The following is a 15,385-nucleotide window of genomic DNA, read 5'->3' as shown; positions in this document are numbered from 1 at the left end:
CTATGACCAGATTCAGCCGCTGACGCAGTGACGCCTGCGCCCAAAATACGAGATCAACAATGACAACAGAGGTTCTAGTGAAGAAAGCATTTATTCTGTCGGTTGCCACGATGTGCGTCAGTGCAGCGTTGACGAGTTGCACGACGACCGGTCCGGATGGATTGTCGCGTCATCAAAAAAATGTCACCGCGGCAAGCGGTGAGCGCACCAAGCTTGGTGTCGCCTTCAGCCTCAATCCTGACTGCAGCGCGAAAGTAGTACCAGAGGTCCGCATCCGCGAGGCCCCGAAGCATGGCAAGGTGGAGAGCCTGCGCGAACTCGCATTCCCCAATGGCAAGGGCGATTATAAGAAGTGCAATGGTACGAAGGTGCTTGCCACGGTAGGGTACTACACGTCTGACAAGGGCTTTGTCGGCAAGGACAGAATTGTTGTTCGCACGTCCGATAAAAACGGCCATGTCGATGAAGGTGTGCTGAATATCACCGTTGTCGAATAGTCCAGCTGCGATGGTAGCCGGCATCGTGATCTCATGACGCCGCCTGCCCAAGAACCAAACTTCGATACTGTGAGGACTCCCGTGACCCGGCGACACGGGATTTCCTTTGTTCGGCCCCCCTTCTCCTTGCCGGGGACATGCCCAAGCTCAGGAGAGCAAGAAGGAGAATATGTCCGCACTGTGATCTCAGGCAGTCGGTAAGCCCAATAAAAATAGTCGACCGATCTCTACCTCTGCTTCACCGGCTTGGCTGAAACCCGTCGGTTGCGCGCCTCCGCCTTTTTCGACGGTGTCGCATTTGCTGCTTCGGTTGGTTCCGATGTCCTGCAAGCCTCCGTCTCGCCCCTGCCCTTTGCCGCCTTGGCGACCAGCTCGTCGAGACGTTTCAGCTCCTCCTCGTCGAGATTCTCGATGCCGATGAAACGGTTTTCGGCATGGCTGGTCAGGATGATTTCGTTGAGCTTGGCCTGGATCGCCCGCGTGTCGCGTGTCTGGGCGTTCTGCAGCACGAAGACCATCAGGAAAGTGACGATCGTCGTGCCGGTATTGATGACCAGCTGCCAGGTTTCCGAATAATCGAACAGGGGGCCGAGTGCCGCCCAGATGACGACGGCGATCAGTGCCAGGATGAAGATGACGGGTTTTCCCGCCCATTCTGATACCTTTGTTGCGAAGCGGGCGAACAGATGCTTCATCGTCACCTCTGGAATCCTCCCTCGACGTCTCCGGAGCATGATGTCGACGAGACATCATGCTCTCGGCAAAACAAACTCCGAGGCAGGATCGAGGTTCCCCCAGGGATCCGAGATTTCCTGAGGGATCTCCGGGATTCCCCGCAGGCAGGGCCGTGGTTATGCTGTGACTTCCCGCGCAATCAGCTTGCGATAGAGATGCCAGGTCGCATGGCCGAGGATCGGGATAACCAGCGCAAGCCCGGCAAAGACCGGGATCGTGCCGATGACGAGCAACGCGGCGACGATCAGGCCCCAGAGCAGCACCGGCACCGGATTGAGAACCAGCGCGCGGATCGACGCCGTGACGGCAGCGACTGCCCCGACATCGCGGTCGAGCAGCAGCGGAAAGGTGATGACCGTCATCGCCAGCACGACGAGCGCAAAGACGAAGCCGATCAGATTGCCCCAGATGATCAGCTGCATGCCCTCTGACGTGCCGAAGACCTGGCGGAAGAAATCCGCCATGCTGCGCGGAAAGACCTCGCCGAGCAAATTGCTGTAGAGCGTCTGTGCCGTCACCAGCCAGACGACGAAGAGGCCGCAGAGCATGAGCCCGACCACCACGATCGCTGGCAGCGCCGGCGAATGTCGCACCTCGAGTGCATGCTTCCATGAGGTGTCGAGGCCGGCCTCGCGCCGGCGGCTGATCTCGTAGAGGCCAATCGCTGCGATCGGGCCGATCAGCACGAAACCCGCCATCAGCGGAAAGACCATCGGCAAAAGGTTGGCGCCCGAGGTCCACAGCGTCAGGAAAACGCCGGCGATCGGGTACATCAGGCACAGGAACACATAGTGGGACGGTTTCTCCATGAAATCGTCGTATCCGCGCTTCAGCGCGTCGAAGACGTCGGCGATACCGATGCGATTGACGACGGGCCGCGCTAAGCTTTCGCTTGCACCCGTCATGACGTGAAATGCCGCCATGGCTTTCTCCTCCTCAGCCGAGACCTGATCGGCGGCGGACAGCATCGGCGGGCAAGCCGATACGAATTCCGCAACCGGCACTGGAGGAATATAGCAACTTTCAGGGCCCGTGTCGCTCCCTCCCTTGACATCCCCCTCTTGACATCTTGGACCAGCTTTCTCACATCGGCGGCATCATGAAAGCCTCAGACGCAGATATCCTCATCATCCCCGGTTACACCAATTCCGGCCCGAGCCACTGGCAGAGCCGCTGGGAGGCAAAGCTCAGCACGGCGCGGCGTGTCGAACAGGCCGAATGGACGAAGCCGGTCCGCGAGGACTGGATCGCCCGCATCGCCGAGGAAGTGAACGCCTCGACCCGTCCGGTCGTCCTCGTCGCCCATTCGCTGGGCGTGCCCTCCGTGATCCATGCCATCCCGCATTTCCGCAACCGAGTGGCGGGCGCTTTCCTCGTCGCCCCGCCCGATGTCGCCAATCCCGACATCCGCCCGAAGCACCTGATGACCTTCGGCCCCTATCCGCGCGATCCGCTGCCCTTCCCGTCGATCACGGTGGCCAGCCGCAACGATCCGTTCGGCACCTACGAGCATGCCGACGATGTCGCCAGCAGCTGGGGCTCCTTCCTCGTCGATGCCGGCGAGGCCGGCCACATCAACGCCGATTCCGGTCACGGCCCCTGGCCCGAAGGCACCATGGTCTTTGCCCAGTTCCTCGGCCGGCTCTCCGCCTGATTGCGGAAAAGACGCCGCCTCGCTTGTTGAGCAGGTGCTTTCTAAGTCTTTCTTAATGGAATGACAGCAGACTGCGCCGAGGTGACATAAGCGAGAATGCCCGTGAAGAAAGCCCATACAGAGGCCGGTGATCCGCATGGCGATGCCGCAGCGGTTGAGGCAGGCATTGGCAATGGGACAACCGACGATTCCGACCTCACCGAGCGGGAGAGCCGCTGGAATTATGCGCTCGTCGGCTCTGGCCTCGGCGTATGGGATCACAACTACCGTCTCGACCGGAAATATTACTCGCCGACGTGGAAAACCATCCGCGGCATGGCCCCCGACGAGGAAGCCGACGGCGATTACGAGGCCTGGCTGCAGCTCGTTCATCCCGACGATCGCGATTTCGTCGTCCATGCAATCGACCGGCAGAACGCCGGCGATCCAAATTACCAGGTCTTCGAATATCGCGAGCGCCACAAGGACGGCCACTGGGTGTGGATCGAGTGTCGCGGCGCCTGCGTCGAATGGGACGAAGACGGCGTGCCGACGCGCATCATCGGCACGGATACGGATATCACCGCCCGCAAGGAAGCCGAGGAGACGCTGTCGCGTTTGTCGCGCCGGCTCGATCTGGCGCTGGAGGTTTCCCGCATCGGCGTCTTCGAAGCCGATATCGAGCATGATACCGTCGAATGGGACGACCGCCTCATCGCCATTTACGGGCTGCAGGGCGCCTCGCGTCAGATCGGCGGCGACGTCTGGGCGAAAAGCCTGCATCCCGACGACCGCGAGCGCGTGCTTGGCTTGTCCGACCGCAGCGTCGAAAGCGGCAGTGATTTCCAGCAGGAATACCGCATCATCCGCGGCGACGGCGCCGAACGCGTCATCCGCGCCCGCTCGGCCTTCTTCATCGACGGCAACGGCCACCGCAAGCTGATCGGCGCCAACTGGGACGTCACCGAAGAAGTCGCGCTGCGCAACGAGCTGCGCCGCGCCAAGGATCTGGCCGAGGCGCGCAACCGGGAGCTCGAAGCCGCCAAGGAGAGCATCGAGCACCTGGCGCTGCACGATTACCTCACCGGCCTGCCGAACCGCCGCTATCTCGACAAGATGCTGGACGAGCGTGCGGCCGAATGCCGGGCCAAGGGCCTGGCGCTGGCGATCCTGCATATCGATCTCGACCGCTTCAAGCAGATCAACGACACGCTCGGCCACCGGGCCGGCGACGCCATGCTGCAGCATGCCGCAAGCGTGCTGAGAACGTCCGTCCGCGCCGTCGATTTCGTGGCCCGCATCGGCGGCGACGAATTCGTCATCCTTTGCATTATCGATCCCGCATCGAAGAAGATCGCCAGCCTTGCCGAACGTGTCATCCGCGAATTGCGCAAACCCGTCAGATATGAGGGGCACGATTGCCGTTTCGGCGCCAGCATCGGCATCGCCATCGACAGCGGACCGAAGCTCGACGCCAAGCAGATGCTCCTCGACGCCGATATCGCCCTTTATCGTGCCAAGGGCCTGGGCCGCAACCGCTTCGAGTTCTTCTCAGCCGCTGCCCGCCGCGACATCATCTCCGCCAAGCACCTTGCCGACGAGATCCTGATCGGCCTCGAACGCAATGAATTCGTGCCCTTCTATCAGTTGCAGTTCGATGCCCGCACGCTCGATGTCGCAGGCGTCGAAACACTTGCCCGCTGGCAGCACCCGGTGCACGGGCTGCTGACGCCCGACCGCTTCCTCGACATCGCAGAGGATCTCGACGTCGTATCGACCATCGACGCGCTGATCCTGGAGCGCGCCATTGCCGACCGGAAGGTGTGGCTGAAGGACGGGCTGCCGATCCCGAAGATATCGGTCAACGTCTCCGCCAGGCGGCTCGCCGATCCCGATCTGGGCAAGAAGCTGCGCGCCTTGAAGATCGAGCCCGGCACCTTCTCCTTCGAGCTGCTGGAATCGATCTCGCTCGACGATTGCGACGAGGCGGTGGCCGCCAACCTGAAAAAGCTGCGCAAGCTCGGCATCGACATCCAGATCGACGATTTCGGCACCGGCCATGCCTCGATCGTCAGCCTGCTGCGCCTGAGCCCGAAGACGCTGAAGATCGACCGCGAGCTGATCCGCATGCTGCCGCAATCGGCCGAGCAGCGCAAACTGGTCGGCTCGATCATCGATATCGGCCGCTCGCTGAACATTCTCGTCATCGCCGAAGGCGTCGAGACGGCGGAGCATATCCGCATTCTCGAAGAACTCGACTGTGACACGCTGCAGGGCTTCGCGCTCGCCCGGCCGATGCCGGCCATGCAGATCCCCTCCTTCATCCGCTCCGGAAGCTGGCGCCACGGGCAAATCGCCGCTCGCGCCTTGCAGGCGCAGCTTCGCCGCGCGCTGCGAAGCAGAGCCGCCAAATAAAAACCTGCATAAGCGGCTCGCCATTTCGCCTTCATTCCACCGTAGAGGAAAAAGCGCTAAACTCGTCTTGCGAATTCATTCGATTCTCTTGGCGGTATTCCGTAAAATCGGAAACCGGGCCGCGAAATCCGGAAACCAGGGAAGGAGCGACAGGCGGATTGTGAAACCCTCTCTTTTCCTTTAAGGGGACGCCACGAGATCGATCCACTCGCGCTATCCCAAGAGCGCCAACAATAGAGAATGACCACGATGAACCGTCGCCGCCGTATCTACGAGGGCAAGGCAAAGATTCTGTATGAGGGCCCGGAACCGGGCACTTTGATCCAGTTCTTCAAGGACGATGCCACTGCCTTCAACAAGAAGAAACACGAAGTCATCGATGGCAAGGGCGTCCTCAACAACCGCATCTCCGAATATATCTTCAGCCATCTGAACAAGATCGGCATCCCCACTCATTTCATCCGCCGGCTCAACATGCGCGAGCAGTTGATCAAGGAAGTAGAGATGATCCCGCTGGAGATCGTCGTGCGCAATGTCGCGGCCGGTTCTCTCGCCAAGCGCCTCGGCATCGACGAAGGCGTCGTGCTGCCGCGCTCGATCATCGAATTCTACTACAAGTCCGACGCGCTCGACGATCCGATGGTCTCCGAAGAGCACATCACCGCCTTCGGCTGGGCAAACCCCGCCGAACTCGATGACATCATGGCGCTTGCCATTCGCGTCAACGACTTCATGACCGGCCTCTTCCTCGGCGTCGGCATCCAGCTCGTCGATTTCAAGATCGAATGCGGCCGCCTCTTCGAAGGCGATATGATGCGCATCATCCTCGCCGACGAAATCTCGCCGGACAGCTGCCGGCTCTGGGATATCGAAACTCACGAGAAAATGGACAAGGACCGCTTCCGCCGTGACCTCGGCGGATTGCTCGAAGCCTATTCCGAAGTTGCGCGCCGTCTCGGCATCATCAATGAAAACGAGCCCGTGCGCGGCACCGGCCCGGTTCTCGTCAAGTAAGGCAGGAAAGACAAAGTGATCAAGGCTCGTGTCACCGTCACGCTGAAAAACGGCGTTCTCGATCCGCAGGGCAAGGCTATCGAGGGTGCGCTTGGCGCCCTCGGCTTCTCGGGCGTCGGCCATATAAGACAGGGCAAGGTCTTCGACCTGGAGCTGGAAGGCGCCGACAAGGGCAAGGCTGAGGCCGACCTCAAGGCCATGTGCGAAAAACTGCTCGCCAATACGGTGATCGAGAACTACGCAATCGCGATCGACTGATGATCACAGACCCGTCGTCTGGCGGACTTTGAGGATTTGGCGTCATGATGAAAGCAAAGCTGGAGACGGAAGTCTCGAAATATATGAGCTATGTTTTGCGTCATGCGCCGGAATCTGCAGGCTTGACGCTGGATAGCGAAGGTTGGGTGTCGTTCGATGAACTCGAAAAAGCGTTGGCGTCGAAATACGACGTTTCACGCGCCGAGATCATCGAGATTGTCGAAAACAATCCAAAGAAGCGCTTCACGCTCGCCGATAGTAGAATTCGCGCAAACCAAGGTCATAGCGTCGACGTCGATCTGGCATTGAGCCAGATTGAACCGCCCGCCGCTCTTTTTCATGGCACGTCTCTGACGAACTGGCAGTCGATCGAGCGCGAAGGCCTGAAGAAGATGAAACGGCACCACGTTCATCTGTCAGCAGATGTCGAAACGGCGAAAATCGTCGCAATGCGCCGCAAGGGTGAACATCTCATCCTACGTGTAGACGCGGCCCGCATGTTTTCAAAGGGTCATTCTTTCTTTGTCTCCGACAATGGAGTATGGCTCGCCGAAAGCGTTCCAGTTCAATATCTTTCGCGAAACGCAGGGACCCCATGAAATCAGCCGTCGTTCAACTTCCGGGCCTCAATCGCGACCGCGACATGATCGCCGCCTTGACCAAGATCTCCGGCCAGCCGCCGGTGACGATCTGGCAGACGGAAACCGAGATCCCCGATGTCGACCTGATCGTCATTCCCGGCGGCTTTTCCTATGGCGACTATCTGCGCTGCGGCGCGATCGCCGCCCGCATGCCAGTCATGCAAGCGATTATCGACAAGGCTGCAAAGGGCGTGAAAGTCCTGGGCGTCTGCAACGGCTTCCAGATCCTCGTCGAGGCCGGCCTGCTGCCCGGCGCGCTGATGCGCAATTCCTCGCTGAAATTCGTCTGCCGCGAGATCAAGCTCGAAGTCGTCAATGCCGAGACGGATTTCACCCGCGCTTATGCGCAGGGCCAGGTCATCCGTTGCCCGGTCGCCCATCATGACGGCAATTATTTCGCCGACGAAGCGACGCTGGCTGCGATCGAAGGCAATGGCCAGGTGGTGTTCCGTTATGCCGAGGGCACCAACCCGAACGGCTCGATCAATGATATCGCCGCCGTCATGAACGAAAAGGGCAACGTGCTCGGCATGATGCCGCATCCCGAGAACCTGATCGAGGCCGCCCATGGCGGTTCGGACGGCCGCGGCCTCTTTGCCTCGGCGCTCGACGTCATCGCCGCCTGAGCCCTGCACGTCGTCCAAAACCGCGCGGCGGTCTTGGGCAACGGCATGCACCCGAAAATCCTTCCGTCCGGATCTGGAGCAAGATTGATGCGCCTTCGCCTCGCAAACGCCGCCCTGTTGACCGCTCTCGTAGCCATGCTCGCAGCCTGCCAGACGCCGGCGCCGACGGCAGGCCCGAACCGTGGCGCACTGCCGACGATGGAACGCGTGGCGCTCGGCGCCAATGCCTGCTGGTTCAAATCGGGTGATCCGGCCTTTGCTGCTTACAAGCTCGCGCCGGAGCTCAATTCCTTCTCCGGCCGGCCGCGGATCCTGGTGGTCCACAAGGGCAGCCCGGAAAGCCGGCCGCTGCTCGTCGTTCAGGCCGAGGGAAGCCCGTCGCGCCTGCAGGCCTTCGGGCCGATGATGCAGGAGCCCGTCGCCGGCCGTATCACCACCGACGTCAATCGCTGGTCGGCAGGCAACAAGGCCTGCAGCTGATCGACCCGGTCAGTTCCGAAGGCACGTTTCAGTCCCAAAAGAACGACTTGCTGACTTCGCGGGCCGCGTCGGACTGTGACACTCCGATATCCTTGAGCTCGGTCGCCGTCAGGCCCCTCAGCGCGCGCCGGCCTTCCCGCTTCTGATGCCAGAGGAGAATGGAGGCCCAGATCCGGCCCAGGCGCGTCGTCACCCCAGCGGGAGCGGCGGGGAGGATGATCTGCCTCCTGTCCTCGTAAGAGACAATCGGTACAATCGGCATTTTGATCTCAGGCAACGCAGACATTCCAGGAATCCTCTCGGTTTGCCGTTGGAATTGACTCATACGCTTGACGGGTACAATGTGCCAATATATACAATTGTCACCATGACAAATTGGCTTCCCGATATTTCCCGCGGTTCCGGGCCGGTCTATCTCCGGCTCGCCGACAGCATCGAATCCGCCATATCTAGCGGAGCCCTGCCCGCCGGCAGCAAGCTGCCGCCGCAGCGCAACCTTGCCTACGATATCGGCGTGACGATCGGCACGATCGGCCGCGCCTATGCGCTGGTGCATGAGCGCGGCCTGGTCGCGGGCGAAGTGGGGCGCGGCACCTATGTGCTAAACCGCTCCGAGACGCCGCCCGGGGAACAGATCGATCCGCTGACCGTCTCGCTCGGCGGCACCCGCATCCAGGATGCGCCGGCGAACAAGATCCGTTTTGACACGACAGCCGCGCCCGATCTCGGCCAGGGTAAGGTCATAGCGGGTATCCTCGCGGAGATCGGCGAGCAGCATCTTTCCGAAATCTCCTCCTATTCACGGAGTTTCCCGCAGAACTGGTTCGAGGCCGGCCGCCTGTGGCTTGCCCGCAGCGGCTGGACGCCGGAGGTTGAAAACATCGTGCCGACGCTCGGCGCCCATGCGGCGGCGATCGCCGTTATCGCCGCCGTCTCGGCGCCGGGTGACAAGATCGTCTTCGAGGATCTCACCTACACCCAGGTCAGCCGCAGCGCCCGCCTTCTCGGCCGCCGCACACTGACGGTCGATTCCGACAAGCTTGGCATGATCCCCGAGGATTTCGAGCGGCTCTGCCAGCAGCAGCATCCGAAGATCGCCTTCCTGATGCCGACCGTCCACAATCCGACACTGGCGATCATGCCCTATGAGCGGCGCGCGGCAATCGCGGCAATTGCCCGGAAACACAGTGTCTGGCTGATCGAGGACGACCTCTACGGCGGCATGGCCGACGACGATACGCCGCTGCTCGCCTCGATCGCTCCCGACCGCACCTTCCTCGTCAACGGCCTGTCGAAATCGGTTGCCGCCGGCGTGCGCGGCGGCTGGGTCGCCTGCCCGCCGCATTTTGCCCAGCGCATCAGGGTGACGCACAAGATGATCACCGGCGGCCTGCCCTTCATCCTGGCGGAGACCTGTGCGCGCCTCGTCGAAAGCGGCACAGCGCACGAGATCCGCAAAGCGAGCGTCAGAGAACTTTCCCGGCGCGTCCAGCTCGCCCGCGAGCATTTGCAGGGTTTCGATTTCGAATCGCACCTCCACGCGCCCTTCCTCTGGCTGAAACTGCCGGAGCCCTGGATGTCAGGCACCTTCAAGAACGCCGCCTACCGCGACGGTGTGCTCGTCGACGATGAGGACGAGTTCAAGGCGGCCCGCGGCGAGAAAGCCTATCACCGCGTTCGCATCGGTTTGTCTTCGCCGAAGACGGGGCAGGAACTGACCTCGGGGCTGATGATCCTGCGCCGGCTGTTGGAAAATGGCGGCTCCGCCTATGACGGCGAAATATGAGATATTGCAAATACACGTCATAAATCGGAAAAAACGCCGGAGCCTATTCGGAGCGCTTCAGCGACTCAACCTCCGTGTTACCTCTTTGTTGTTCCCGCCTGATGAGAATCAAAGGACAGCAAATGAGGGTCGACTTCGGAAGGATCGGGTTGCGTTTTTTGAGTATAGCATCAGTGGCAGGGGCAGCCGGTCTCTTGCTGGCAGGCTCGGCAAATGCCGGCGAGCAGATATTCGATGAATTGCGGTTCGGCGTCTCGACCTCGGTGCAGTCGGGCCATTCCAGGGAAGACGGTGTCTTTCCGGAGATTACCGCTCTCTTCGATCCCTTCGGCTACGACACGGCGGTCGGCTGGCAGCAACAGCTGCTGCACCCTCGCGTGCATCTCGGCACCTCGATCGGCACGTCAGGCGAGGCCAGCCAATTCTTCACCGGTTTCACCTGGACGGTCGATTTCAACGAGAAGCTTTTTGCCGAAGCCGGCTTCGGCGGCGTCATCCATACCGGCGATCTCGAGGGCGATGATGACGGCCCGGAACTCGGCTGTCGCGTCCTCTTCCACGAATATCTGGGCACCGGCTATCGTTTCAACGCCCACTGGAATGTCATGGCCCAGATCGCCCATTCCTCGCATGCCAATCTCTGCGACGGGCCGAACGACGGCATGACGCGCGCCGGCTTGCAGGTCGGCTACAAGTTCTGAGTCCGTTGGACAATTTCAGGGGGTTGGCCGACGGATGATTGAACTGCTCATTGCGGCCGTCTGATCGACCATCGGCAGGCGGAAACCGTTCAGTCCCATGTGGGACGAACAGGCTTCAACTCGCCCTGACAAGCCGCCGCGACGCAGTCCACCAGACTGCCAAACCGAAGCGCCTTACCCGTCAATCCGGGACCGTAGTGAGCGAACTTCGCGGAATTGGTGATAATTGTATCGACCGATTTTGGGATGACAGGCTCCGCAAGTGTGCACCAGCACGCATCGGTTACGAATTCTACGCCGAAGTCCGACAATTTGCCGACGAGATTCGCAGCGGAAGCCCTTTCGAACGTCGCACGGTTGCAGGTAACCAGAACCTTGACGTCAGGATGTTTCGCCAGGCCTTCGCAGAGCGCGGCCAGCCGCTCGCATTCGTCGAAAGAGAAATGGGGATTGCCCAGTGCGACGAACTCGATGGCATCCACCGACCCGCCGTTGAGTTTCCTCCAGTCCGCAACGACGTCCTTGGGACAGATTTCATAGCTCGCCTTGATCTTGCTTCCGACAATGCTCCCAAGGCTGTCGGCCTCCGGCGTGACACCGACGATATGGAACATTGGAGAGCCTGACGTCGTCGCAAAACCCGCCCCGAACGCCTTTAGGTCGTCCAGATTCGGCTTCCACGTCTCGAGACCGATCACGGCCGGAATTTCATCTCCGACAAGCTTGCCGATGTGGTAGCCGAGAATGGGGTAGACCATGTCATCCCGCGACACGAAGCCCGACACATTGACTACGAGGCTGGCGCGCCTGTTGTCGGCGATATGCGGCCCGGTCAGCGGCGCGCGCCCGGTGAGGGCGATGCACAGATCCAGGTAGTCAGGATACTTGGCTGTGCAAGCACCCAAAACGCTGTTCGCGAATACGACGGCGTTCGACTCCGCCCAAGCCACCTGCTCACCCTGCCTGGGTGCGGACGACAGCTGATAGGGCGCGCAGGTGAACGTCTTTCGTGCTCCCATGGAGGCGTAAGCCTCACCCAATTCGGATGCGGGTCCGGCGACGCCGGGAGACACGCCCTGCTTCCGCCAACGCATCTGGTCCACCGATATCGAGTTCAGGGTCGTTGGAACGACAACCCTACCCTCCCAGTCCCGCATGCGTTTCGCGAATTCCAGGCTGGTCGGCCCGGTGTAGATGCAGCCGTCGATATGGACCTGGGAGATATCGATAAGTTCCGTCGCTCCCTGAATTTCAGCCATGCGCGTCGTGGCCCTCATTGCCACCTGCACGGCCTTGCCCATTTCCCCGTTCAAAGCGGACCGATCCCTCGATGTCAGCGCTATCGAATTTCCATAGGTGCGATCGGCGGCATCGAAACCGGGGGCGGTTTCGATCCGGCTCGCGATGACCTTGTCGCCGATGAGGGTGACTTCAGGGATAGAGTGCAGCTCGGCGAAGTCGTCTTCGGAGAGCTGGACAACGGGGATCGATCGGCCGAACACTTCGTCAGCGACGATCACTCCGAGCGACAGTATTTCCTCCTGGCGCGAGACCACGATGCCGGCGGGAGCGTGCCCGTTCATGATCAGCTCCATGAGCACGCTGCTGCCCGTACACGAGCCGCGTCCGCCGGGGATGGCGAGAATCTTTCCTGTCAGGACGTGTGTCGACAGGGGATGGTGGCGGTCGATGACTTCTCCGGTCCGGGAGTCGACGCCGCCCCAGAAGCTGAGGGCCGTGTCGCTGAATACGATCGCCCCCGTAGCGAAGCCAGCCACAAGCGCGCGCCCGGAAAATACCTTTTCGTCTGCCTGTTGTTGTATGTCCGGCATTGTATCTCGATACCATCAACCAAGAAGAAAAGTTTCCTATAGGAAACATCAGCGGCACACAAAAGCTGAGGCCGGAGCCTTGCCCATTGCTATCGATCGAGAATCAAAAGCAAGTTGTCAAACAGACTCTGAGAAGCGGCCGCCCGTAACGGGCCGAAGAAGTCGCCCGCCCTCTGTTGACGGCGGGCATTTTCCTGTCGCGCGCCGTCCCTACATAGGTTAAAGAGCGGAAAACGCGCAACGGCAGGGACTTCCGAGAGCTCATGACCATTCCAAACACCATCCCGATCACGCCGGAACTCATCGCGAGCCATGGCCTGAAGCCCGACGAGTACCAGCGTATTCTGGATCTGATCGGCCGCGAACCGACGTTTACCGAGCTCGGCATCTTCTCTGCCATGTGGAACGAGCACTGCTCCTACAAATCCTCGAAGAAGTGGCTGCGCACGCTGCCGACCAAGGGGCCGCGCGTCATCCAGGGCCCGGGCGAAAATGCCGGCGTGGTCGATATCGATGACGGCGATTGCGTCGTCTTCAAGATGGAGAGCCACAACCACCCCTCCTATATCGAGCCTTATCAAGGTGCTGCGACCGGCGTCGGCGGCATCCTGCGCGACGTCTTCACCATGGGCGCGCGCCCGATCGCCGCGATGAACGCGCTGCGCTTCGGCGAGCCGGATCATCCGAAGACCCGCCATCTCGTCTCCGGCGTCGTTTCCGGCGTCGGCGGCTATGGCAATTCCTTCGGCGTGCCGACGGTCGGCGGTGAGGTTGAGTTCGACGCTCGCTACAACGGCAACATCCTGGTCAACGCCTTTGCCGCCGGTATTGCGAAGTCCAACGCCATCTTCCTGTCCGAAGCCAAGGGCGTCGGCCTTCCGGTCGTCTATCTCGGCGCCAAGACCGGCCGCGACGGCGTCGGCGGCGCGACGATGGCATCGGCAGAATTCGACGAGTCGATCGAGGAGAAGCGCCCGACCGTTCAGGTCGGCGACCCCTTCACTGAAAAATGCCTGCTGGAAGCCTGCCTCGAGCTGATGAAGACCGGCGCCGTCATCGCCATCCAGGATATGGGTGCGGCCGGCCTCACCTGCTCAGCCGTCGAAATGGGCGCCAAGGGCGATCTCGGCATCCTGCTTGAGCTCGACAAGGTGCCGGTCCGCGAAGAGAGAATGACGGCCTATGAGATGATGCTGTCGGAAAGCCAGGAGCGCATGCTCATGGTGCTGCAGCCGGAGAAGGAAGAGGAAGCCAAGGCGATCTTCGTCAAGTGGGGCCTCGACTTTGCCATCGTCGGCTGGACGACCGACGATCTGCGCTTCCGCGTCATGCACCAAGGTGAGGAAGTCGCCAACCTGCCGATCAAGGATCTCGGCGACCAGGCGCCGGAATATGATCGCCCCTGGCGCGAATCCGGCAAACACGCTCCCCTGCCCGCCAATCTCGTTGCCGCTCCTCAGGATTACCGCCAGGCGCTGTTGCAACTCGTCGGCTCCGCCAACCAATCGAGCCGCCGTTGGGTCTATGAGCAATACGACACGCTGATCCAGGGCAATTCGCTGCAGCTTCCGGGCGGCGATGCCGGCGTCGTGCGTGTCGACGGCCATGCCTCCAAGGCGCTCGCCTTCTCCTCCGACGTCACTCCGCGTTATGTCGAGGCAGACCCCTTCGAAGGCGGCAAGCAGGCGGTCGCCGAATGCTGGCGCAACATCACCGCGACAGGCGCCGAACCGCTCGCCGCCACCGACAATCTGAACTTCGGCAATCCCGAAAAGCCCGAGATCATGGGCCAGTTCGTTCAGGCGGTGAAGGGCATCGGCGAAGCCTGCCGCGCGCTGGATTTCCCGATCGTCTCCGGCAACGTCTCGCTCTACAACGAGACCAACGGCGTCGCCATCCTGCCGACCCCGACGATCGCAGGCGTCGGCCTGCTGCCGGATTGGCGCAAGATGGCCCGCATTGGCAGCGCCAACGACGGCGATAAGGTGATCATGATCGGCGTCGACGGCAACCATCTCGGCCAGTCCGTCTATCTCCGCGATGTGCTTTCCAGCCGCGAAGGTCCGGCGCCGGAGGTGGATCTGTTCGCCGAAAGACGCAATGGCGATTTCGTTCGCTCCGTGATCCGCAACGGCCAGGCGACCGCCTGCCACGACATTTCCTCGGGTGGTCTAGCGGTGGCGCTCGCCGAAATGGCGATGGCCTCGGGCAAAGGCCTGACGATCGATCTGAGCGAAGGCAAGGGTGAACCGCATGCGCTGCTCTTCGGCGAGGATCAGGCGCGCTACGTGTTGACGTTGCCTGCCGATGTCGCCGATTTCGTCTGCGTCAATGCAGAAGGTGGCGGCGTTCCCTTCCGCCGTCTCGGCACGGTCGAAGGAACGGCGCTCGTCGTCGGCGATCTCATCTCGCTGCCGATTCAGCAATTGCGCGATGCCCATGAATCATGGTTCCCTGATTTCATGGAAGGCCGCGGCGAACTTGCTGCGGAATGATGCGCAAGGAGTAACGATCATGGCCATGAAACCCGGCGATATCGAAGACATGATCAAGGCTGGGATTCCCGGTGCCAAGGTGACGATCCGCGATCTGGCAGGCGACGGCGATCACTACGCCGCCGAAGTCGTCGCAGAAGTCTTCCGCGGCAAGAGCCGTGTGCAGCAGCACCAGATGGTCTACGAGGCGCTGAAGGGCAATATGGGCGGCGTGCTGCACGCTTTGGCCCTGCAGACCTCCGCGCCGGAATAGAGCCCGACGCAATCCGGAT

The 15,385-nt window shown here is 61.2% G+C and carries 16 protein-coding genes; 12 read left to right on the top strand and 4 right to left on the bottom strand.

Annotated features, from left to right (window positions below; translation table 11 throughout):
- Nucleotides 1-59: 59 nt before the first annotated feature.
- Entirely contained in the window at nt 60-497 is a 438-nt protein-coding gene (locus FFM53_RS00550; RefSeq protein WP_210258849.1) for a hypothetical protein, read from the top strand.
- A 227-nt stretch (nt 498-724) separates the two neighbouring features.
- On the opposite strand, the gene FFM53_RS00545 is transcribed toward FFM53_RS00550, so the two are convergent.
- Nucleotides 725-1,192 carry a low affinity iron permease family protein gene (locus tag FFM53_RS00545; RefSeq protein ID WP_138389086.1) on the bottom strand — a complete coding sequence of 156 codons (468 nt, stop codon included), beginning with the start codon at nt 1,190-1,192 and terminating at the stop codon, nt 725-727.
- Nucleotides 1,193-1,348: 156 nt separating this feature from the next.
- Nucleotides 1,349-2,155 (bottom strand): DUF2189 domain-containing protein, encoded by an 807-nt coding sequence (locus tag FFM53_RS00540; protein WP_138389085.1) that lies wholly within the window; start codon nt 2,153-2,155, stop codon nt 1,349-1,351.
- A gap of 176 nt (nt 2,156-2,331) precedes the next feature.
- Between FFM53_RS00540 and FFM53_RS00535 the strand changes: the two genes are divergently transcribed.
- The 7 genes from FFM53_RS00535 (at nt 2,332) to FFM53_RS00505 (ending at nt 8,299) form a co-directional block, all read left to right on the top strand.
- Complete coding sequence (locus tag FFM53_RS00535) at nt 2,332-2,886, top strand: RBBP9/YdeN family alpha/beta hydrolase (RefSeq protein WP_130825528.1); 555 nt, start codon at nt 2,332-2,334, stop codon at nt 2,884-2,886.
- A gap of 96 nt (nt 2,887-2,982) precedes the next feature.
- Nucleotides 2,983-5,280 (top strand): bifunctional diguanylate cyclase/phosphodiesterase, encoded by a 2,298-nt coding sequence (locus FFM53_RS00530; protein WP_138389084.1) that lies wholly within the window; start codon nt 2,983-2,985, stop codon nt 5,278-5,280.
- Between the two features lie 249 nt (nt 5,281-5,529).
- Nucleotides 5,530-6,294, top strand: a complete 765-nt coding sequence (gene purC / locus FFM53_RS00525) for a phosphoribosylaminoimidazolesuccinocarboxamide synthase (protein ID WP_018242191.1) — start codon at nt 5,530-5,532, stop codon at nt 6,292-6,294.
- A gap of 15 nt (nt 6,295-6,309) precedes the next feature.
- Nucleotides 6,310-6,552, top strand: coding sequence for a phosphoribosylformylglycinamidine synthase subunit PurS (purS, locus tag FFM53_RS00520; RefSeq protein WP_018072257.1), 243 nt, complete (start codon nt 6,310-6,312; stop codon nt 6,550-6,552).
- 44 nt (nt 6,553-6,596) lie between these two features.
- Entirely contained in the window at nt 6,597-7,151 is a 555-nt protein-coding gene (locus FFM53_RS00515) for an RNA 2'-phosphotransferase (RefSeq protein ID WP_138389083.1), read from the top strand.
- On the top strand, nt 7,148-7,819 hold the full coding sequence (gene purQ / locus FFM53_RS00510; RefSeq protein WP_105006267.1) for a phosphoribosylformylglycinamidine synthase subunit PurQ: 672 nt from the start codon (nt 7,148-7,150) through the stop codon (nt 7,817-7,819). Before FFM53_RS00515 ends, purQ begins: the two co-directional genes overlap by 4 nt.
- An 87-nt stretch (nt 7,820-7,906) precedes the next feature.
- Nucleotides 7,907-8,299 carry a hypothetical protein gene (locus FFM53_RS00505; RefSeq protein WP_138389082.1) on the top strand — a complete coding sequence of 131 codons (393 nt, stop codon included), beginning with the start codon at nt 7,907-7,909 and terminating at the stop codon, nt 8,297-8,299.
- A 28-nt stretch (nt 8,300-8,327) separates the two neighbouring features.
- Here the strand turns inward: FFM53_RS00505 and FFM53_RS00500 are convergent, their stop codons facing one another.
- A complete protein-coding gene (locus FFM53_RS00500) occupies nt 8,328-8,585 on the bottom strand; it encodes a DUF1127 domain-containing protein (RefSeq protein ID WP_138389081.1) in 258 nt (85 codons plus the stop codon).
- 81 nt (nt 8,586-8,666) lie between these two features.
- Between FFM53_RS00500 and FFM53_RS00495 the strand changes: the two genes are divergently transcribed.
- On the top strand, nt 8,667-10,085 hold the full coding sequence (locus FFM53_RS00495) for an aminotransferase-like domain-containing protein (protein ID WP_138389080.1): 1,419 nt from the start codon (nt 8,667-8,669) through the stop codon (nt 10,083-10,085).
- Nucleotides 10,086-10,207: 122 nt separating this feature from the next.
- The gene (locus FFM53_RS00490; protein WP_138389079.1) at nt 10,208-10,786 is read left to right on the top strand and encodes an acyloxyacyl hydrolase; all 579 of its coding nucleotides are present in this window, start codon (nt 10,208-10,210) and stop codon (nt 10,784-10,786) included.
- An 89-nt stretch (nt 10,787-10,875) separates the two neighbouring features.
- On the opposite strand, the gene lhpI is transcribed toward FFM53_RS00490, so the two are convergent.
- The gene (gene lhpI, locus FFM53_RS00485) at nt 10,876-12,618 is read right to left on the bottom strand and encodes a cis-3-hydroxy-L-proline dehydratase (RefSeq protein WP_138389078.1); all 1,743 of its coding nucleotides are present in this window, start codon (nt 12,616-12,618) and stop codon (nt 10,876-10,878) included.
- 263 nt (nt 12,619-12,881) lie between these two features.
- Between lhpI and purL the strand changes: the two genes are divergently transcribed.
- Both purL and FFM53_RS00475 read left to right on the top strand, forming a co-directional pair.
- Nucleotides 12,882-15,113, top strand: coding sequence for a phosphoribosylformylglycinamidine synthase subunit PurL (purL, locus tag FFM53_RS00480; RefSeq protein WP_138389077.1), 2,232 nt, complete (start codon nt 12,882-12,884; stop codon nt 15,111-15,113).
- 19 nt (nt 15,114-15,132) lie between these two features.
- Nucleotides 15,133-15,366: a BolA/IbaG family iron-sulfur metabolism protein gene (locus tag FFM53_RS00475; protein ID WP_003586236.1), complete on the top strand. Its 234-nt coding sequence runs from the start codon at nt 15,133-15,135 to the stop codon at nt 15,364-15,366.
- Nucleotides 15,367-15,385 lie beyond the last annotated feature (19 nt).

This window comes from Rhizobium indicum, assembly GCF_005862305.2.
Taxonomy (GTDB): domain Bacteria; phylum Pseudomonadota; class Alphaproteobacteria; order Rhizobiales; family Rhizobiaceae; genus Rhizobium; species Rhizobium indicum.
This window is presented reverse-complemented; position numbering and strand designations above follow the sequence as displayed.

Bases quoted from the DNA above. Each gene is read 5' to 3' on its own strand.
- FFM53_RS00535 (WP_130825528.1), top strand. From the start codon at position 2,332: ATGAAAGCCTCAGACGCAGATATCCTCATCATCCCCGGTTACACCAAT.
- lhpI (WP_138389078.1), bottom strand. From the start codon at position 12,618: ATGCCGGACATACAACAACAGGCAGACGAAAAGGTATTTTCCGGGCGC.
- FFM53_RS00550 (WP_210258849.1), top strand. From the start codon at position 60: ATGACAACAGAGGTTCTAGTGAAGAAAGCATTTATTCTGTCGGTTGCC.
- FFM53_RS00545 (WP_138389086.1), bottom strand. From the start codon at position 1,192: ATGAAGCATCTGTTCGCCCGCTTCGCAACAAAGGTATCAGAATGGGCG.
- FFM53_RS00490 (WP_138389079.1), top strand. From the start codon at position 10,208: ATGAGGGTCGACTTCGGAAGGATCGGGTTGCGTTTTTTGAGTATAGCA.
- FFM53_RS00500 (WP_138389081.1), bottom strand. From the start codon at position 8,585: ATGTCTGCGTTGCCTGAGATCAAAATGCCGATTGTACCGATTGTCTCT.
- FFM53_RS00540 (WP_138389085.1), bottom strand. From the start codon at position 2,155: ATGGCGGCATTTCACGTCATGACGGGTGCAAGCGAAAGCTTAGCGCGG.
- FFM53_RS00475 (WP_003586236.1), top strand. From the start codon at position 15,133: ATGGCCATGAAACCCGGCGATATCGAAGACATGATCAAGGCTGGGATT.
- FFM53_RS00495 (WP_138389080.1), top strand. From the start codon at position 8,667: ATGACAAATTGGCTTCCCGATATTTCCCGCGGTTCCGGGCCGGTCTAT.
- FFM53_RS00515 (WP_138389083.1), top strand. From the start codon at position 6,597: ATGATGAAAGCAAAGCTGGAGACGGAAGTCTCGAAATATATGAGCTAT.
- purC (WP_018242191.1), top strand. From the start codon at position 5,530: ATGAACCGTCGCCGCCGTATCTACGAGGGCAAGGCAAAGATTCTGTAT.
- FFM53_RS00505 (WP_138389082.1), top strand. From the start codon at position 7,907: ATGCGCCTTCGCCTCGCAAACGCCGCCCTGTTGACCGCTCTCGTAGCC.
- purQ (WP_105006267.1), top strand. From the start codon at position 7,148: ATGAAATCAGCCGTCGTTCAACTTCCGGGCCTCAATCGCGACCGCGAC.
- purL (WP_138389077.1), top strand. From the start codon at position 12,882: ATGACCATTCCAAACACCATCCCGATCACGCCGGAACTCATCGCGAGC.
- FFM53_RS00530 (WP_138389084.1), top strand. From the start codon at position 2,983: ATGCCCGTGAAGAAAGCCCATACAGAGGCCGGTGATCCGCATGGCGAT.